Origin of the sequence: Arthrobacter sp. C9C5, assembly GCF_013359735.1 — a bacterium.
Taxonomy (GTDB): domain Bacteria; phylum Actinomycetota; class Actinomycetes; order Actinomycetales; family Micrococcaceae; genus Arthrobacter.
Genome location: NZ_JABFMX010000013.1, coordinates 14083 through 31074, shown reverse-complemented (window position 1 = coordinate 31074; position 16992 = coordinate 14083). Strand labels below are relative to the sequence as shown.

16 protein-coding genes are annotated in these 16992 nt (G+C 68.9%); 10 read left to right on the top strand and 6 right to left on the bottom strand.

Going from position 1 to position 16992, the window contains the following annotated elements; translation table 11 throughout:
• Positions 1-108 precede the first annotated feature (108 nt).
• From HNO80_RS11540 to HNO80_RS11520, 5 genes are all read left to right on the top strand, one after another.
• Positions 109-882, top strand: a complete 774-nt coding sequence (locus HNO80_RS11540; protein WP_175322999.1) for a LamB/YcsF family protein — start codon at positions 109-111, stop codon at positions 880-882.
• Between the two features lie 97 nt (positions 883-979).
• On the top strand, positions 980-2341 hold the full coding sequence (locus tag HNO80_RS11535; protein ID WP_175322998.1) for an MFS transporter: 1362 nt from the start codon (positions 980-982) through the stop codon (positions 2339-2341).
• A gap of 30 nt (positions 2342-2371) precedes the next feature.
• On the top strand, positions 2372-4051 hold the full coding sequence (locus tag HNO80_RS11530; RefSeq protein WP_502707849.1) for a 5-oxoprolinase subunit B/C family protein: 1680 nt from the start codon (positions 2372-2374) through the stop codon (positions 4049-4051).
• Positions 4051-5835, top strand: a complete 1785-nt coding sequence (locus tag HNO80_RS11525; RefSeq protein WP_175322996.1) for an ATP-binding protein — start codon at positions 4051-4053, stop codon at positions 5833-5835. The genes HNO80_RS11530 and HNO80_RS11525 overlap by 1 nt, the downstream gene beginning before the upstream one ends.
• A gap of 90 nt (positions 5836-5925) precedes the next feature.
• A complete protein-coding gene (locus HNO80_RS11520) occupies positions 5926-6222 on the top strand; it encodes an antibiotic biosynthesis monooxygenase family protein (protein WP_175322995.1) in 297 nt (98 codons plus the stop codon).
• Positions 6223-6258: 36 nt separating this feature from the next.
• Here the strand turns inward: HNO80_RS11520 and HNO80_RS11515 are convergent, their stop codons facing one another.
• The 3 genes from HNO80_RS11515 to HNO80_RS11505 form a co-directional block, all read right to left on the bottom strand.
• The gene (locus HNO80_RS11515) at positions 6259-6858 is read right to left on the bottom strand and encodes a DUF6919 domain-containing protein (protein WP_175322994.1); all 600 of its coding nucleotides are present in this window, start codon (positions 6856-6858) and stop codon (positions 6259-6261) included.
• Positions 6859-7097: 239 nt separating this feature from the next.
• Positions 7098-8108, bottom strand: a complete 1011-nt coding sequence (locus HNO80_RS11510; protein WP_175322993.1) for a bile acid:sodium symporter family protein — start codon at positions 8106-8108, stop codon at positions 7098-7100.
• Positions 8109-8211: 103 nt separating this feature from the next.
• Complete coding sequence (locus HNO80_RS11505; RefSeq protein WP_175323077.1) at positions 8212-8577, bottom strand: MerR family transcriptional regulator; 366 nt, start codon at positions 8575-8577, stop codon at positions 8212-8214.
• Positions 8578-8778: 201 nt separating this feature from the next.
• Between HNO80_RS11505 and HNO80_RS11500 the strand changes: the two genes are divergently transcribed.
• Positions 8779-10302 carry a SulP family inorganic anion transporter gene (locus tag HNO80_RS11500; protein WP_175322992.1) on the top strand — a complete coding sequence of 508 codons (1524 nt, stop codon included), beginning with the start codon at positions 8779-8781 and terminating at the stop codon, positions 10300-10302.
• Positions 10303-10326: 24 nt separating this feature from the next.
• Here HNO80_RS11500 and HNO80_RS11495 read toward each other — a convergent pair whose 3' ends face one another.
• Positions 10327-10620 (bottom strand): DUF4287 domain-containing protein, encoded by a 294-nt coding sequence (locus HNO80_RS11495; RefSeq protein ID WP_175322991.1) that lies wholly within the window; start codon positions 10618-10620, stop codon positions 10327-10329.
• 129 nt (positions 10621-10749) lie between these two features.
• On the opposite strand from HNO80_RS11495, the gene HNO80_RS11490 reads away from it, so the two are divergent.
• Both HNO80_RS11490 and HNO80_RS11485 read left to right on the top strand, forming a co-directional pair.
• A complete protein-coding gene (locus HNO80_RS11490) occupies positions 10750-11190 on the top strand; it encodes a protein-tyrosine phosphatase family protein (protein WP_175322990.1) in 441 nt (146 codons plus the stop codon).
• Positions 11191-11277: 87 nt separating this feature from the next.
• Positions 11278-12018 (top strand): Type 1 glutamine amidotransferase-like domain-containing protein, encoded by a 741-nt coding sequence (locus HNO80_RS11485; protein WP_175322989.1) that lies wholly within the window; start codon positions 11278-11280, stop codon positions 12016-12018.
• A gap of 11 nt (positions 12019-12029) precedes the next feature.
• Here HNO80_RS11485 and HNO80_RS11480 read toward each other — a convergent pair whose 3' ends face one another.
• Positions 12030-13136, bottom strand: a complete 1107-nt coding sequence (locus HNO80_RS11480) for a GTP pyrophosphokinase (RefSeq protein WP_175322988.1) — start codon at positions 13134-13136, stop codon at positions 12030-12032.
• A 206-nt stretch (positions 13137-13342) separates the two neighbouring features.
• Here HNO80_RS11480 and HNO80_RS11475 point away from each other — a divergent pair, with 206 nt between their 5' ends.
• Entirely contained in the window at positions 13343-14140 is a 798-nt protein-coding gene (locus HNO80_RS11475) for an alpha/beta hydrolase (protein ID WP_175322987.1), read from the top strand.
• Positions 14141-14237: 97 nt separating this feature from the next.
• Positions 14238-15599 (top strand): Na+/H+ antiporter NhaA, encoded by a 1362-nt coding sequence (gene nhaA, locus HNO80_RS11470; RefSeq protein ID WP_175322986.1) that lies wholly within the window; start codon positions 14238-14240, stop codon positions 15597-15599.
• A 35-nt stretch (positions 15600-15634) separates the two neighbouring features.
• Here nhaA and HNO80_RS11465 read toward each other — a convergent pair whose 3' ends face one another.
• A complete protein-coding gene (locus tag HNO80_RS11465) occupies positions 15635-16918 on the bottom strand; it encodes an MFS transporter (RefSeq protein ID WP_249777309.1) in 1284 nt (427 codons plus the stop codon).
• Positions 16919-16992: the final 74 nt, after the last annotated feature.

The window sequence follows — 16992 nt, the reverse complement described above, 5'->3', positions numbered from 1 at the left end:
AGTGCCGAATCTACACGATTGTCCCAAAAAAGAATCGTCGGATTGTTGAACAATCTGTCGGGATGGTGCATCCTAGTAGGGGGCCAAGCACTGAGACGAGGATCACACATGGCACACACCGGGCTAAACACCATCGACCTGAACAGCGACGTCGGCGAGTCTTACGGACGCTGGAGCCTCGGTGACGACACCGCGATGTTCCGTTCCGTTTCGAGCGCCAACGTAGCCTGCGGATTCCACGCCGGAGACCCCAGCGTCATCCGCCGGACCTGCCGCGAGGCGGTCTCCGCCGGCGTCATGATCGGCGCCCACGTCGGCTACCGCGACCTGGCCGGCTTCGGCCGCCGCTTCCTCGACATCGACCCCAACGAACTGGCGGACGACGTCGTCTACCAGATCGGTGCGCTGCAGGCCCTGGCCGCCGCGGAAGGCGGCCGGGTCACCTACGTCAAGCCGCACGGCGGCCTGTACAACGCGATCGTCGCGCACACCGCGCAGGCGCGGGCCGTCGTCGACGCGGTGAAGTCCGTGGATCCGAACCTGCCCATCCTGGGCCTGCCGGGCTCGGAAGTGCTCCGCCTGGCCGAGGCGGCCGGACTCCGCGCGGTCACCGAAGCCTTCGCTGACCGCGCCTACAACCGCGACGGCACCCTCGTTTCCCGCACCCTCCCCGGAGCCGTGCTGCACGACCACGCCGAGGTCACCGAACATGTCCTCCGGATGGCCACCGACTCCGCCGTCCGCACCATCGACGGCTCCATCTTGAAAATCCGGGCCGAAAGCATCTGCGTCCACGGTGACTCCCCGGGCGCCGTAGCCATGGCGACCGCCGTCCGCGAGGCGCTCAGCGCTGCCGGAATCGGCACCGCCTCATTCATCTAGGAACGCCCCTAACAGCCTCACCGGCGCTGCGTTTTAGACCCGGCGCAACCTCAACAACCCACCCAGCACAGGCAGCACCCGCATCTGGAGGAACATCATGACCGCACCGCACCAGGCCGCCCCGGCCGCCAGCAAGAGGGCCGGCAAAAGGACCGGCAAAAGGAACCTGCCCCCCGGCGCCCTCAAGGCCTACATCGCTAGCCTCACCGGCACCTCGCTGGAGTACTACGACTTCGCGATCTACTCCGTGGCGTCGGCGCTAATCTTCCCTAAGATCTTCTTCCCGGTGGGGGATGAGCTGGTCGGCCTGTTGCTGTCCTTCTCCACCTTCGCCGTCGGCTACCTGGCCCGCCCGATCGGCGGCGTCATCTTCGGCCGGCTCGGCGACAAGATCGGCCGCAAGCACGTCCTGGTGGTCACACTGATGCTCATCGGCGTCGCCACCGTGCTCATCGGCGCCCTGCCCGACTACTCGGCGATCGGCGTCGCGGCCCCGGCCATCCTGGTGCTGCTGCGCCTGGCGCAGGGCATTGGCGTCGGCGGTGAATGGGGCGGAGCCGTCCTGCTCTCCAGCGAATTCGGCGACGCCCGCAAGCGCGGCTTCTGGTCCTCGGCCGCTCAGATCGGCCCGCCGGCCGGCAACCTGATGGCCAACGGTGTGCTGGCCCTCCTCGCGGCAACCCTCAGCAACGAGGCGTTCCTGTCATGGGGCTGGCGCGTGGCCTTCCTGGCCTCCGCCCTGCTGGTGGTCTTCGGCCTCCTGATCCGGCTCAAGCTCGAGGAAACCCCCGTCTTCAAAGCCATCCAGGCCCACGGCGAGGCCCCCAAGGCCCCCATCAAGGAGGTCTTCACCAAGGAACCCCGCGCGCTGCTGGCAGCCGCCCTGTCGCGCATCTGCCCCGACGTGCTCTACTCCCTCTTCACGGTCTTCGTCGCCCTCTACGCCACCAAGCAGCTGGGCATGACCACCGGCAACGTCCTCGGCGCCATCCTGATCGGCTCGGCCTTCCAGCTCGCCCTGATCCCGGCCGCCGGCGCGCTGACGGACCGCTTCAACCGCCGCCTCGTCTACGGCATCGCCGCCGTCGGCACGGCCGTCTACATCCCACTGTTCTTCCTGATGATCCAGGGCAAATCCGTGCTGATGCTGACCATCGGCGTCGTGATCGGCCTCGCCTTCCACGCGTTCATGTACGGCCCGCAGGCCGCCTACATCACCGAGCAGTTCCCGGCCCGGTTGCGCTACGCCGGCAGCTCGCTGGCCTACACCCTGGCCGGAGTGATCGGCGGCGCCGTCGCCCCGCTGATCTTCACTGCGCTCTACGCCGCCACCGGCAACTGGTTCCTGATCGCCGGCTACCTCGCGGTCTCCGCCGTGGTGACGGTGGTGGGCCTGGCGATCGGCCGGAACCCGCAGACCAGCGAGGAAGAGCGGCTGCTGCAGGAAGCCCGCGCCTAAGCGGCGCGGACCCTGGAGGCGGCGGCAATGATGGAGGCAGCAATGGAAACGATGGCAACGCGGCAGGCGTCCGTCCACAAAGTGAACGCGGTGCGGGCGGTGGGCACCCGCGCGGTGCTCGCAGAACTCACCGGCACCGAAGGCGTGCTGGCGCTGCAGGCACTGCTCCTCGGGCGCCCGTTGCCCGGGCAGCTGGACGTGCTCGCCGCCGCCGAAACCGTCATGGTCACGGCCGACTCGCCCGTCGCCGCCAGCCGGATCGCCGCGCAGCTGCTCCAGCTCGACCTCACCGCCCCGGTGCAGCGCGACGGCGGCCTCGTGGTCATCGATACCGTGTACGACGGCGCTGACCTCGCCGAAGTTGCGGAGCTGACCGGCCTCGGGATCGAGGGCGTGATCGCCGCCCATTGCCGCCAGCAGTGGACCGTGGCCTTCGCCGGCTTCGCCCCGGGATTCGGCTACCTTGTCGGGGAGAACGAAGCCCTCAACGTTCCCCGCCGCAGCTCCCCGCGCACCGCCGTGCCCGCAGGTGCCGTGGCGCTGGCCGGAACCTACTCGGCCGTCTACCCGCGCCGCTCACCCGGCGGCTGGCAGCTGATCGGCCACACCTCCGCCCGGATGTGGGACCTGGACCGCGAGCAGCCGGCCCTGGCCGCACCGGGCCACCGGATCCAGTTCCGCGCGGTCCGGGAGACGGTGGCGCTTGCCCCGGAACCGCAGCCTGAAACCGCCGCGCCGGAGGTGACTTCCGGGCTCCGGATCGTCTCGCCCGGCCTGCAGAGCCTGATCCAGGACCTCGGACGCCACGGCCACTCCGGACTGGGTGTTTCCGTCGCCGGAGCGCTGGACCGTGCCTCGCTGCGCCGCGCCAACCGCCTGGTCGGCAACGCGCCGTCGGCCGCGGCGATCGAGACCGTCGCGGGCGGACTTAAGGTCCAGGCCGTCGGGGACCAGGTCCTGGCCGTCGCCGGGGCGCCGTCGGAACTGGCCATCACCACCCCGGGCCGCCCTGACGCGGAGCCCGACCGCCGTACCGTGCCGATGGCCACGCCCTTCGCCCTGCTCGACGGCGAGACGCTGAGCATCGGCGCCCCGGAGAGCGGCTTCCGCAGCTACCTCGCGGTCCGTGGCGGCGTGGATGCCGCGCCGGTCCTCGGCAGCCGGTCCACCGACACGATGTCCGGGATCGGCCCGGCGCCGCTGACCGCGCGGCAACTCCTGGCCTCCGGCGGCGACTCCGAGTCCGGCGTCGTCGGCCACCCGGAACTGCAGCCCGAGTTCCCCGGCACCGGGGTGACCGTGCTCGACGTCGTCCCCGGCCCCCGCGCTGACTGGTTTGACGCCGATGCACTGGATTCGCTCACCGCCCAGGAGTGGCAGGTCAAGCCGCAGTCCAACCGGGTGGGCATGCGGCTCGACGGAACGCCGCTGCAGCGCACCCGGGACGGGGAGCTGGCCAGCGAAGGGACCGTCGCGGGCGCGCTGCAGATCCCGCCCGAAGGCCTGCCCGTGCTCTTCCTGGCCGACCACCCGATCACCGGCGGATACCCCGTGATCGCCGTCGTCGTCGATTCGCAACTGGACCTCGCCGCGCAGGTCCCGATCGGCGGCCGGATCCGCTTCCGCTGGGCGGACTCCAGCACCACCGGCCCCGCCACCCCCGACCACACCCCCGCCGAACAAACCCCCGACGAAGAAGTGAGTAACTGATGCGCAAGGTCCTGATCGCCAACCGCGGCGAAATCGCCGTCCGGATCGCCCGGGCCTGCGACGACGCCCAACTGGCGTCCGTCGCCGTCTACGCGGACATCGACGCCGACGCCCTGCACGTCTCCGCGGCGGACGAGGCCTTCGCCCTGGGCGGCAATTCGCCCGCCGACACCTACCTGAACATCCCCAAACTGCTGGCCGCCGCCGCCGAATCCGGCGCCGACGCCATCCACCCCGGCTACGGCTTCCTGTCCGAAAACGCCGACTTCGCCGAGGCGGTCCTCGACGCCGGACTGACCTGGATTGGGCCCGCGCCCGACGCCATCCGGCTGCTTGGCAACAAGATCACCGCCCGCGAAACCGCCGTCCGAGCCGGGGCGCCACTCGTGGCCGGCAGCGACGGCCCGGTCGGTTCCGCGGCCGAAGCCCGCGCCTTCGCCGAGCAGCACGGGCTGCCGATCGCGATCAAGGCGGCATTCGGCGGCGGCGGCCGCGGCCTGAAGGTGGTCCGCGCGCTCGACGAAATCGAGGAGGCCTTCGACTCTGCCGTCCGCGAGGCCGTCGCCGCCTTCGGCCGCGGGGAGTGCTTCGTGGAGCGTTATCTTGACCGGCCGCGCCACGTCGAGGCCCAGGTCCTGGCGGACACCCACGGGAACGTCGTCGTCGTCGGGACCCGCGACTGTTCGCTGCAGCGCCGGCACCAGAAGCTCGTCGAGGAAGCTCCCGCGCCGTTCCTAACGGACGGGCAGAGGAGCCAGATCTATCAGGCGTCCAAGGCCGTCTGCCGGGAGGCCGGCTACTCCGGCGCCGGCACGGTGGAGTTCCTCGTCGCGGCCGACGGCACGGTCGCCTTCCTGGAGGTCAACACGCGCCTGCAGGTGGAGCACCCCATCACGGAGGAAACCACCGGGATTGACCTGGTTCAGGAGCAGTTCCGCATCGCGAGCGGGGAGCCGCTGCGCGTCACCGAGGACCCGGCGCCCCGCGGGCACTCCTTCGAGTTCCGGCTCAACGCCGAGGACGTGGGCCGCGGCTTCCTCCCCTCGCCGGGCACAGTTGTCGAGTTCTCCGGCCCCACCGGCCCTGGGATCCGGCTCGACTCCGGCGTCCGCTCCGGCTCGTTTGTCCCGCCGCAGTTCGACTCGCTGCTGGCCAAGCTGATCGTCACCGGCGCGGACCGGCAGCAGGCCCTGCGCCGCGCCCGCCGCGCCCTAGCGGAGCTCAGCATCACCGGGGTGGCCACCGTGCTGCCGTTCCACCGGGCCGTGCTGGAGTCCCCGGACTTCACCTCCGAGGCCGGTCTGGGAATCCACACCCGCTGGATCGAGACCGACTTCGCTGACCGGATTCCGGCCGACCCCGGCTACAGCACCACGGCGCCCGACGGCGAACGCCGCACCATCACGGTCGAGGTCGACGGCAAGCGTCTGGCCGTCGGGCTGCCGGCGGATTTGCTGGACGGCTGGGCGCGGTCCGGCCGAACGCTGCCTGGCGGGGCCGTGCCTGCCGGAGTTTCACTTGGGGGCTCGCCGGGGGCCGCGTCCGACGGCGGCGCTGCCGCGCCAGCTGATCCGGGGGAACTGCGGGCCCACATGGCCGGGACCGTGGTGAAGTGGCTCGTCGCGCCGGGTGCCGCGGTCGCCGCCGGGGACCCCGTCGTCGTGCTCGAGGCGATGAAGATGGAAACCCAGGTCGCCGCGCACCGGGACGGAACGGTGACCGACGTCCGCGCCGAGGCCGGTGGTGTGGTCTCTGCCGGAGCGGTGCTGGCGCTGATCGGGTAGCGCGACGGGCAGTCCGGCCCTACCGCCCCGCCCGTCCCGGGAACATAATCGGCGGTATCAACCCCGTACGGAGAATGGAAGGCGGCAGCCATGTCTGTCTACACGCTTGGAATCTGGCTGGTCCACCCGGGACGCGAGAATGATTTTGTGCAGGCCTGGCGGGATTTGGCGAGAAAAACGCAGGAGGACTATCCCAACACCAAAGCGGTGCTGATGCACGACCATGACGTGAGGAACCGGTTCATCAGCACCGGCCCCTGGGAGTCACTCGAACAGATTGAACAGTGGCGGGCGTCAGCCACCTTCACCCAGGGGGTGGATGCAATGCGCGAGATGCTGGAGCACTTCGAATCGCGCACGCTCGACGAGGCAGCCAGCATCGGCTGAGGGCCCCTCCGGCAGGGGTGGCGGGGGCCGCCGTCGTCAGCCCAACGTCAGCGCGTCGAGGACAGCATCCAGCAGCACGCCGTTCCGGCCCCAGACGGGGTCGAAAATCTCGACGTACCAGGACTCGGCCAGGACCAGCGCAAGCGATTCGTTGGCCTCGGCGGACCAGTCCTTGAGCTGGTCCGCTTCTATCGGGCTTTCGCTCGTGCCCAGCACGGTGAGAATCTCGGCGTCCTGCAGCGTCACGGGAATCGAGGCACGGCTCATTTCCCCCGGGGCATGGGCCACCGTCACCAGCTCCGTCCGCGCGGAGAGGTCCAGAAGGCTGCCGGCCGACTCGGCGGTGCAATAGCCCGTCACGTAGGCCCGCTGGAGGTTGCCGCCCTCGCGGAGCCCGGGCTGCGACTCCTTGGTGAACAGCCCGTTCCGGTTGAGTGCCGCCAGTTGGCCGGCGATCGCCTCGGTCTCCGCGTCAATGCCCGGGGTGAACGTTCCGGGCTGGTACTGGCTCCGGCCTTCCAGCCAGCGTGCGGTCAGTTCGCCGGCCGCGGGGATCGTCGTCGCCTGCCGCCAGACCTGCCGGTCCGCCAGCAGCCTGCCGAAGCTGTCCCGTTCAGTTGTGTACTGGTCGTCCATGAGCGAGCTCCACCTCCCTGCCGTGCATTGAATCCGGTCTACTTCATCCTGCTGACCCTGCGCATCCACCGCAAGGCGGGTTTCGCGCCGCGTCACGCAACGCAACGGCTGCCGGAGCATCGACGTCCGCTCTTGAAACGTCGATTGCTCCGTAACCGCCGTTATGAGGCTTGAAAACGGCGTTTACGGAGCAATCGATGAGAGAAGGGTGAGGACCGGGAGGGGGTCCCCGGCGGGAATCAGGCCTCGCGCAGCGGGCGCCGGGCCAGCCAGGCGGCCACGATGGCGCCGGAAATGTTGTGCCAGAGCGAGAACACGGCCGACGGCAGCGCCGCCAGCGGGCTGAAGTGGGCCGTGGCCAGCGTCGCCGCGAGGCCGGAATTCTGCATTCCCACCTCGAAGGCCAGGGCGCGGCGGGCCTTGTCGTCCAGGCGTCCGAGCTTTCCGGCCAGGTAGCCGAGGCCCAGGCCGAAGCCGTTGTGCAGCACCACGGCGAGGAAGACGATGCCGCCGGCGGCCACGATCTTGTTCGCACTGCCCGCCACCACGATTGCCACAATCAGTGAAATGACGACGGCGGAAGCCCAGGGCAGCGCCGGGAGCACCTTGGCGACGACCTTCTTCAGGAACAGGCGGGCCAGCAGGCCGGCGATTACCGGCAGCAGTACGGTCTTGACGATGTCCAGCACCATGCCTGCGGCGTCGATCTGAAGGTAGGACCCGGCCAGGAAGAGCACCAGCAAAGGCGTGACGATCGGGGCGATCAGCGTGGACACGGAGGCGACGGCCACCGAGAGCGCCACATCGCCCTTGGCCAGGAACGCCATCACGTTCGACGCCGTGCCCGACGGGGCGCAGCCGACCAGGATCAGGCCGACGGCGAGTTCCGGCTCAAGGTGCAGCGCCTGGGCGATCAGCCACCCGGCGCCGGGCATGATGACGTAGTGCGCCACGATGCCCAGCACCACGGCCCAGGGACGCTTCGCCACGGAGGCGAAGTCCGGCGGGGTCAGGGTCAGGCCCATGCAGAACATGATGATGCCGAGCAGGTATGGGACGCTCGGCGCCAGCGGTTTGAAGGCGCCCGGCAGGAGGAAACCGGCGACGCCGGCCACCACCACCAGGAGCGGGAACACGGTGACCGCGATGCGGGCGATCTTCGCCTCGGCGGCGAGGGCCGGATTGACCGGGGTGGCCGCGTCAGTGCGGGACTCCGGTGCGGACTCTGGGGATTTGGTTGCCTCAAGCATCCAAGCATGGTGCCACCAGCGTCCGCCATGCGGCCACTTTATGACCAATCGGCGGACGAGTATGTCAGATTTAAGGCCTCGGCGCGGGGTTCAATCGCCGGGTTCAGGCGGTTCGCTGACCCAGCAGGGCGATGAACTCGTCCGCCTGGCGCAGGTTGCGGGCCATCTTGGCGCGCTGGTGTTCGGCCCGTTCCAGGAATTCAGCCAGCCGGGCGTCGGGGCCGGCACCGGTGGCCGCGGGGCCGGCGGCCTCGGCGTTGAGCAGGCCCAGAATTTCGGCCATCTCCTCGAGGGAGAAGCCCAGCGGTTTCATTTGCTTGATCAGCATCAGGCGCGCGGCGTCAGCCTCGGAATAGACCCGGAAGCCGCCCTCGGTGCGCGCCGTCGCGGGGAGCAGCCCGACGTCGTCGTAATGGCGAATAGTCCGCAAGGACAGTCCGGTGCGTTCTGCCAGTTCGCCGATGTGCATGGTGTTGCGGCTCGCATTCGTCAACGGGCACCCCTTCCTTCGTCCGGTTTAAACTCTACCATCACGTTAGGGTAGAGTTTGTGGGGAGTGGTGCGACCGCCAAGGCCGGTCCCGCTCCCTGCCGGCGCAGTGCTGCGCCCCTGCATTCTTCGCAACTGAGGGCGCCCTGCCGCGCCTCCCTGACCCTGAACGGAGCCAGCGATGGCCGTCAAAACCGCCGGGAATTCCCCGGCCTTCACTCCCGAACAGCTGCAATCGGTTCGGGGCGCCCTGCTGTCCCCGCGACGGCTGAAAACAGAGGTGCTGGGCGGACTCGTCGTCGCGCTGGCCCTGATCCCGGAGGCGATCGCCTTCTCGATCATCGCCGGCGTCGATCCCCGAATCGGGCTCTTCGCGTCCTTCACCATGGCCGTCACCATCTCCTTCGTCGGCGGCCGGCCGGCAATGATTTCGGCCGCGACCGGAGCCGTCGCCCTGGTGATCGCCCCGCTGGTGAAGTCCCATGGGCTGGACTACCTCGTTGCCGCGGTGATCCTGGCCGGCCTGTTCCAGATCATCCTGGGACTCTCCGGGGTGGCCAAGCTGATGCGCTTCATCCCGCGCTCGGTGATGGTGGGCTTCGTCAACGCGCTGGCCATCCTGATCTTCCTCTCGCAGCTGCCGGAGTTGATCGGCGTCCCGTGGCTGGTCTACCCGTTGACGGCGCTGGGGCTGCTGATCGTGTTCGGGCTGCCCAAGCTCACCAAGGCAGTCCCTGCCCCGCTCGTCGCGATCGTGGCGCTGACGCTCATCACGGTGTTCGCCGCCGTCGCCGTCCCCACCGTGGGGGACAAGGGCGCACTGCCCGATTCGCTGCCCGCACTCTTCGTCCCGAACGTGCCTTTCACGCTCGAGACCCTGCAGGTTATCTTCCCCTTCGCCCTCGCCATGGCCTTCGTGGGGCTGCTCGAATCCCTCATGACCGCCAAACTGGTCGATGACATCACGGACACCCGCTCGCCCAAGACCCGGGAGGCTTGGGGCCAGGGCGTGGCAAACGTCGTCACCGGGTTCTTCGGCGGCATGGGTGGCTGCGCAATGATCGGCCAGACCATGATCAACGTGAAGGCCTCCGGCGCCCGCACCCGGATCTCCACCTTCCTGGCCGGTGTGTTCCTGCTGATCCTGGTGGTGGCCCTGGGCGGCATCGTCTCGCTGATTCCGATGGCCGCGCTCGTTGCCGTGATGATTTTCGTCTCCGTGGCCACCTTCGACTGGCACAGTATCCGTCCGCGGACCCTGAAAATGATGCCCAAGAGCGAAACCTCCGTCATGGTCGCCACCGTCATCGTCACCGTCGCCACCCACAACCTGGCGATCGGCGTCGGCGTCGGGGTGCTGGTCGCGATGGTGATGTTTGCCCGCCGGGTCGCTCACTTCGTTACCGTGCACCGCACCGTGGCAGAGGTCGACGGCGGACCCGTCGCCACGTACCGGGTCGACGGCGAACTCTTCTTCGCTTCCTCAAACGACCTCTATACCCAGTTCGAATACGCCCTGGACCCCGAGCGCGTCGTGATCGACCTGCATGCCTCACACCTCTGGGATGCCTCCACCATCGCGGCGCTGGACGCCATCACCGAGAAATACCACCAACACGGCAAGGGCGTGTTGGTCGTCGGCCTCAACGACGCCAGCGTCAACATGCGCGAACGCCTCGGCGGCAAACTCGGCGCCGGGCACTAGGAACTGGGCACTAGGGGCGGGGAGCTACGAGGACGGCTTGGACGCCTTCCCGTCGAGCCAGAGCGTGTCGGACTCGTCGCTGTGCGCGCCGGTGGCGCCAACGTGCTTGCTGCTGATGCCGGGGCCCTGCCGGATGACGTGGACGAGCGCCATCCCGTGGCCGCGGCCCAGCCCGTACTCCGTCTTCAGCCAGTCGAGGATCTCGCCGGCCTGCGCGGGCGTGTCCGCGAAGCCCTTCTGCCGGGCGAGCTCGAGGAGTTGGCGGGGAGTGAGGCCGGTCTTGTCCTCGATCGTGTCGAGGTACGCCTGGAATGACATCCTTGGAATCCCTTCAGCGGTTCTTGAGTTCCGGGCCACTCTAAGGACCGGGATCGGTTACCGCCAGACCCGTCTGGCCCTAATTTGGGGTCCTTCAACCGGATTCCGGGAGGGGCTACGCTCGGGACTATGGCGAAGACATGGGAACCGGGCCAACCCGGTGTGCTCAGTCTTCCTTCCGGACGCCTGATCCGTGGCCGGGGCCTGCTGGCGCCGTTTCCGTCCGGTCCGCGGCCCGAATTCGGCTTGTACCTGCTGGGCAGCCGCCCGCGTCCGACGGAGTGGGACTCCCGCTGGGTCCGCTGGCGGGACCTGCATGTTCCCGCCGACGACGCCGATGCCCTCGACGCCTTCCGCGAGGCGTGGCGGCGCGCGGAAACGGAGCGGGTCGAGGTCGCCTGCTGGGCCGGCCGGGGCAGGACCGGGACCGCACTTGCCTGCATCGCGGTGCTCGACGGCGTCCCGCCCGCCGAGGCCGTCGCCTTCGTGCGGCGGAACTACCGGCGCAGCGCCGTGGAGACGCCCTGGCAGCGGCGTTACGTCACGCGTTTCCGCGGGGCCGATCCCTGAGACGCAGGGCCTCGGGCGAGGGTTCCCGGGCGGATTCGGTACGCTCGATTTCACGACCGCGACCGCGTACCGGAGGAGAACATCGTAATGGCTGCCGAAAGTCCGACAATCCTTGCAACATCCGGCGGCTATAAGCCCGGGAAGCGGACCCGACTGGAATTTAACAAGCTAGTCCATCACGCGGTGGACTTGGCCGGAGTAACCGGGCGCGCGCCGAGGGTTTCCCACGTCGGCACCGCCAGCGGTGACCAACTGTGGTTCAACAACGAGATCAGCGAAGCGGGACGAGTGGCCGGTTTCAATCTCACCCACCTGAACCTGTTCACCATGCCCAACGTGGACAACATCGAGGAGTACCTGCTTGAGCAGGACGTCGTGTGGGTCAATGGAGGCTCGGTGGTCAACCTCCTTGCGGTTTGGCGCGCCCACGAGCTGGACACGATCTTTCGGCGCGTCTGGGAAGCCGGAGTCGTGCTGGCAGGTGTGTCGGCCGGTTCCATCTGCTGGTTCAACGGCGGCACCACGGACTCATTTGGTCCCGAGCTTCGTGCGGTGCGCAACGGACTCGGGCTACTCCCTTTCGACAACGGCGTCCACTATGACTCCGAGGCCGCACGCCGGCCCCTCGTCCACCGTCTGGTGGCGGACGGGACCCTAGGCGAAACCCACTGCACGGACGACGGCGTGGGCCTGCTGTACCGGGGGACCGAGCTACATGGTGCGGTCACGGAGACGCCAGGCAAAGCCGCGTACCGGGTGAAGCTGGTCCGTTCCGGGACTTCAACCGCTGACGTGGTCGAGGAACGGCTCGAGCCGGCCGGGCTCTAGGCCCGAAGCACCTAGCCTTGGGTCAGCCGGTAGCGCTCGATCTGCTTGAGCCGGCGCAGCAGGCTGTCGCGCCGCGGGTGCGGGACGGCGTCGGCCGGTTCCGCGGTGAGGTCGATGTGCGCCGTGCCGTACTGCCAGAGCAGCAGGTCGTCCAGCAGCCGGTCGGGGCCGGGGGAGTAGCGGTGGTCCAGGGCCTTACGAACCTCGGTGATCCGGTTGGCGCTGAGCAGGCCCGCGAGCTGCACGGTCTGGTTCAAGCCGTGCGCGGCCATCAACTCGGCGGCCCAGCCCCAGTCGTCGTCGACCTTGCGATCCACGTGCGGCAGCAGCGTCCGCCAGACGTCCCGTATCCGGTTGGGGGTGAGCTGCGCGGCGCCCTCGCCGTCCATGTCCCAGTAGCTGCGGACCTCCTCGTAGCGCTCGTGCAGGTCCGCGAAGGCACCCTCCACGGTCTCCAACATGGCGGCCGTGGCGGTGAACTGGCGGTCGAAATGCGGGGTCCATGCCCGCGGATCCTCGGCCTTGAACCGGATGTCGTGCTCGATCTCGCTCCAGGCGTGCGCGAAGACCGTCCGGATCTGGCATTCGAAGAAGTAGCTGCCGTTGGGCTGCGCCTCCGGGTTGAAGACCTGCTGGTACTCCTTGACGGCCTCGTTCTGGATGGTCCGCAGGATCAGGTGCCGGCTCGAGTAGCCGTAAGTCCCGGACTCGATCGAACCGATGTCCTTCTCGCGGTCGCCGCGGCAGTCGAAAAGCTGGCGCTGGCGCTTGATCAGGTTGGCGACGACGGCGTTTTCGGCCGGGAGCTTGGTGATGACGCGGATGCCGACCATGTCATTGAGCGTGCGGAACGGGTCCGGAAATTTCAGCACCGGCGGCCCGCCCGGCTCCAGCGGCTCCTCAATGCGGGAAATCTTCTCGCGGAACGACTCCACCGTCTTGGTCCGGCCGGTCACGAACAGCGGCGTCACCTCGGTGCCCTTGAGCATGGCACGCAGCGTCAGCAGCACCTCGCGGGTGACCAGTTTCAGGGCAGGACGGACCCGCTCATAGAGTTCAACGTTGTCCTGCACGGATTCGCGCAGCGCGGGGTCCAGGCGCTCCCAGTTGCTAGCCATGGGCTTAGCTTACGGCGCAGCCGTGACAGCGGGATCGGCGCGTCGCCATGTGGCGGCAATACAGTGCCGCCTTCAACGGCGCCGCGCGGCGCCCAAGGTAGGCTCTGCAGATGGCTGATGTGCGGCGTCGGACTTTATTCGCGGTCGCAGCGGCGGCGACATTGGGGGCGGTCGCTGCCTGTTCACCGGGCCCCAAGGAGGACACAGTGAAGCGGCAGAAGTACCACTACGGCGACGACCCGAGCCAGTGGGGGGAACTTTTCCTCCCGGACGCGGCCGAGCCCAGGGGCGTCGTGGTGGTCATCCACGGCGGCTATTGGCGTTCGCAGTACGGCGCCGAGCTCGGCGAACCGCTGGCCAAGGACCTCGCTGCGCACGGCGTGGCCGCCTGGAACCTGGAGTACCGCCGGGCCGGCAACGGCGGGGGCTGGCCGCACACCTTCGCGGACGTCCTCGCCGGAATCGACAAGCTCCGCGACATCGCCGGCGAACACGGCCTCGGCCTGGACCGCGTCGTTGCGCTCGGCCACTCCGCCGGCGGGCACCTGGCCGTCTGGGCGGCCGGCCGCAGCCGGCTCGGCCAGCTCGGCGCCCCGGACGCGGACCGCCAGCTGCAGCGCAAGGACGACGACGACGGCGCGGTGCACCTCACCGGCGTCGTCAGCCAGTCCGGGCTGCTGAACCTGGCCGAGGCGGAGCGGCTCAACCTGAGCAACGGCGCGGTGAGCAACTTCCTGGGCGGTTCCTCGGAAAAATACCCTAAACGGCATAAGTTCGCCGACCCCATGAGCGCGGTGCCGCTCCGGGTTCCGGTGTACGCCGTGCACACCACCGAGGACGATACTGTGCCCATGAGCCAGTCCGAGGCCTACTCCGCCGCGGCCAAGGCCAGCGGCGCCCCGGTCCAGTTCCTCAAGGTCCCCGGAGACCACTTCGCGCTGATCGACCCGAAGGCGGCCGCCTACCGGAAATGCCGCGAACTCGTGCAGCAACTGCTGGGCTGAACCCCGAGGGCAGCCGCGTCATCACATAGACTGGGTTCAGGTGCGCCGGGAAGTCTGGTCGGCATAGTTCAGTCGACCCAATTTTTAGGACTTCCGCATGAGCCACACACCTCCTCCCGCGCCCCCGTCCGGCACGCCGCGCCCGACCATCTTCGGCCGCGGCAGTTACGCCGAATCCCTGCGCATCGGCGAAATCCTCCGTAAGGAAACCGTCGGCGGAGCCCTGCTCGTGTTCGCGGCCGTCGCCGCGCTGATCTGGGCCAACTCGCCGGCCTCGGAGAGCTACTTCGCCCTCCGCGACTTCAAAATCGGCTACGAACCCTGGCACCTGGACCTCAGCCTGGGGGCCTGGGCGGCCGACGGACTGCTCGCCATCTTCTTTTTCCTGGTCGGCCTGGAGCTCAAGCGCGAGTTCGTGGCCGGCGACCTTCGCCAGCTGGACAAGTCGATCGTGCCGGTCGCCGCTGCCGCCGGCGGGGTGATCATCCCGGCGTTGATCTACGCCGTCGTCAACCTCGGCAGTCCGGAAACGCTGCGGGGCTGGGCGATCCCCACCGCCACGGACATAGCCTTCGCCGTCGCGGTCCTCGCGATCATCGGCTCGCACCTGCCGAGTGCGTTGCGGATCTTCCTGCTCACCCTCGCCGTGGTGGATGACCTGATCGCCATCACCATCATTGCCGTGTTCTACTCCAGCGACCTCCAGCTGGCCCCCCTGCTGCTGGCACTGCTGCCCCTGGGCCTGTACACCTACCTGGCGCACCGGTACCGCCGGTTCTTCGGGCTGAAGGCCCCCGCGGCGTGGTTCATCCTGCTGCCCCTCGGCCTGGCCACCTGGGCCCTGGTGCACGCCTCGGGCATCCACGCGACTGTGGCCGGCGTCCTGCTCGGCTTCGCGATCCCGGTGCTCCGCTCCCAGGCCAGCGGGGGACCGGAAGCCGGACCGGGGCTTTCGGAAATCTTCGAGCACCGCTTCCGGCCGATCTCGGCCGGCGTCGCGGTGCCGGTCTTCGCCTTCTTCTCCGCCGGCGTTGCCGTGGGCGGCTGGGACGGGCTGGGCTCGGCGCTGGCGGACCCGGTCGCCGTGGGCATCATCCTGGCCCTCGTCCTGGGCAAACCGGCGGGCATCCTGGGTACCACCTGGCTACTCACCAAGGTGACCAAGGCGCGTCTGGACAACTCGTTCAAGTGGATCGATGTGTTCGGCGTCTCGATCCTGGCCGGGATTGGCTTCACCGTGTCGCTGCTGGTGGCGGAGCTCAGCTTCGGAAACGGCAGCCTCCATGACGACCACGCCAAGGTTGGCATCCTGGCGGCGTCGTTGCTGGCCGCCCTGCTGGCGAGCGTGGTGCTCCGCACCCGCAACCGGCAGTACCGGCTGGCGGAGGAAGAGGAGCGGCGCGACTCGGACAATGACGGGATTCCCGACGTCTACCAGGAGGGCGGCGCGGAGCGCTGAACCGGCCCGGAGCGCTGAACCGGCGCGGGCCGGCGCTATGCGTGGTGGTCGGTGCCGCGCATCCGGACCGCGACGATGAGCCCGGACGCCGCCGTCAAGGCGGCGACGACGGCGATCGCCACCGGAATGCCGTAGGCGTCCGCTAGTATCCCGGACAGCAGCGCGCCCACGGCAAAGCCGCCGTCGCGCCACAAGCGGTAGATGCCGACCGAACGCGCCCGCCACTGCGGGTGGGCCACATCGCCGATGGCCGCCAGCAGGGTGGGGTAGACCATCGCCGTGCCGACGCCGAGCAGGACGGCCGCGAGGAGCCAAATTTCGAAGCCATGGCCGGCCGCCACGATGGCCAGGCCCACGGCCTGGATAAACATGCCGCCCGCGATCAGCCACTTGCGCCCCAGCCGGTCCGAGGCGGCGCCGGTGACCAGTTGCACCGCACCCCAGACCGCCGGGTATACCGCGGCGAGGATGCCGATGCGCTCGATCGAGAGGCCGGCGCCGGCGAAGAGGACCGGGAACAGGCCCCAGGCCAGGCCGTCGTTGAGATTGTTCACCAGCCCGGCCTGGCTCACCGAGGAGAGGGAGCGGTCCCGGAAGCTGGTCAGGGTGAAGATTTCGCGGGTGCTGAGCGCCGCGCCGGCACCGCTGTGCGCGTCGACGTGGTTTGCGGCCTCGGTTTTCGCGTGGTGGTGCGTTTCCTTGACGGCGAGCACGGACAGGCCGAGCCCCAGGGCGATGTAGGCGGCGCCGAGCAGGAACGGCGCCGGCCGCAGGCCGTAGGACGCCGCGAGGTAGCCGGTGACCAGGGCCGTGCCGGCCACGCCCAGGTAGCCCGCGGCCTCGTTGAAGCCCATCGCGAGGCCGCGCCGGTTCGGGCCGACCAGGTCCATCTTCATGACCACCGTGGTGGACCAGGTCAGGCCCTGGCTGACGCCCAGGATCACGTTGGCGGCCACGATCCAGGACCAGCTGGTGCCGAAGATCAGCAGCAGCGGCACGGGCAGCGCGATCAGCCAGCCGGCCACCAGCACCGGCTTACGCCCATAGCGGTCCGAGAGCGTCCCGGCGAAGTAGTTGGTGGCGGCCTTGGCCAGTCCGAAGGCCAGGATGTAGGTCAGGGCGCTCGTGTATTTGTCGAGATGGAACACGTCGCTGGCGAGCAGCGGAAGCACTGTGCGTTCCTGGCCGAGGGTGCCGCCGACGAGGGCGTTGACCGCAACGAGCAGCATGAACTGGGCAACGTTTTGGCGCAGCCCCAGGACCACGGCGCTTGGCGCGCCGGTGCGGCGGGGCGAGGGCTCGGTGTCAGGGGCCGGCATTCCTTCAGGCTATACCCCTGGGGGTATCTAATCAAATCATCCCCTAGAGCGGCGCCGGGCGGCGTTCTCTGGCA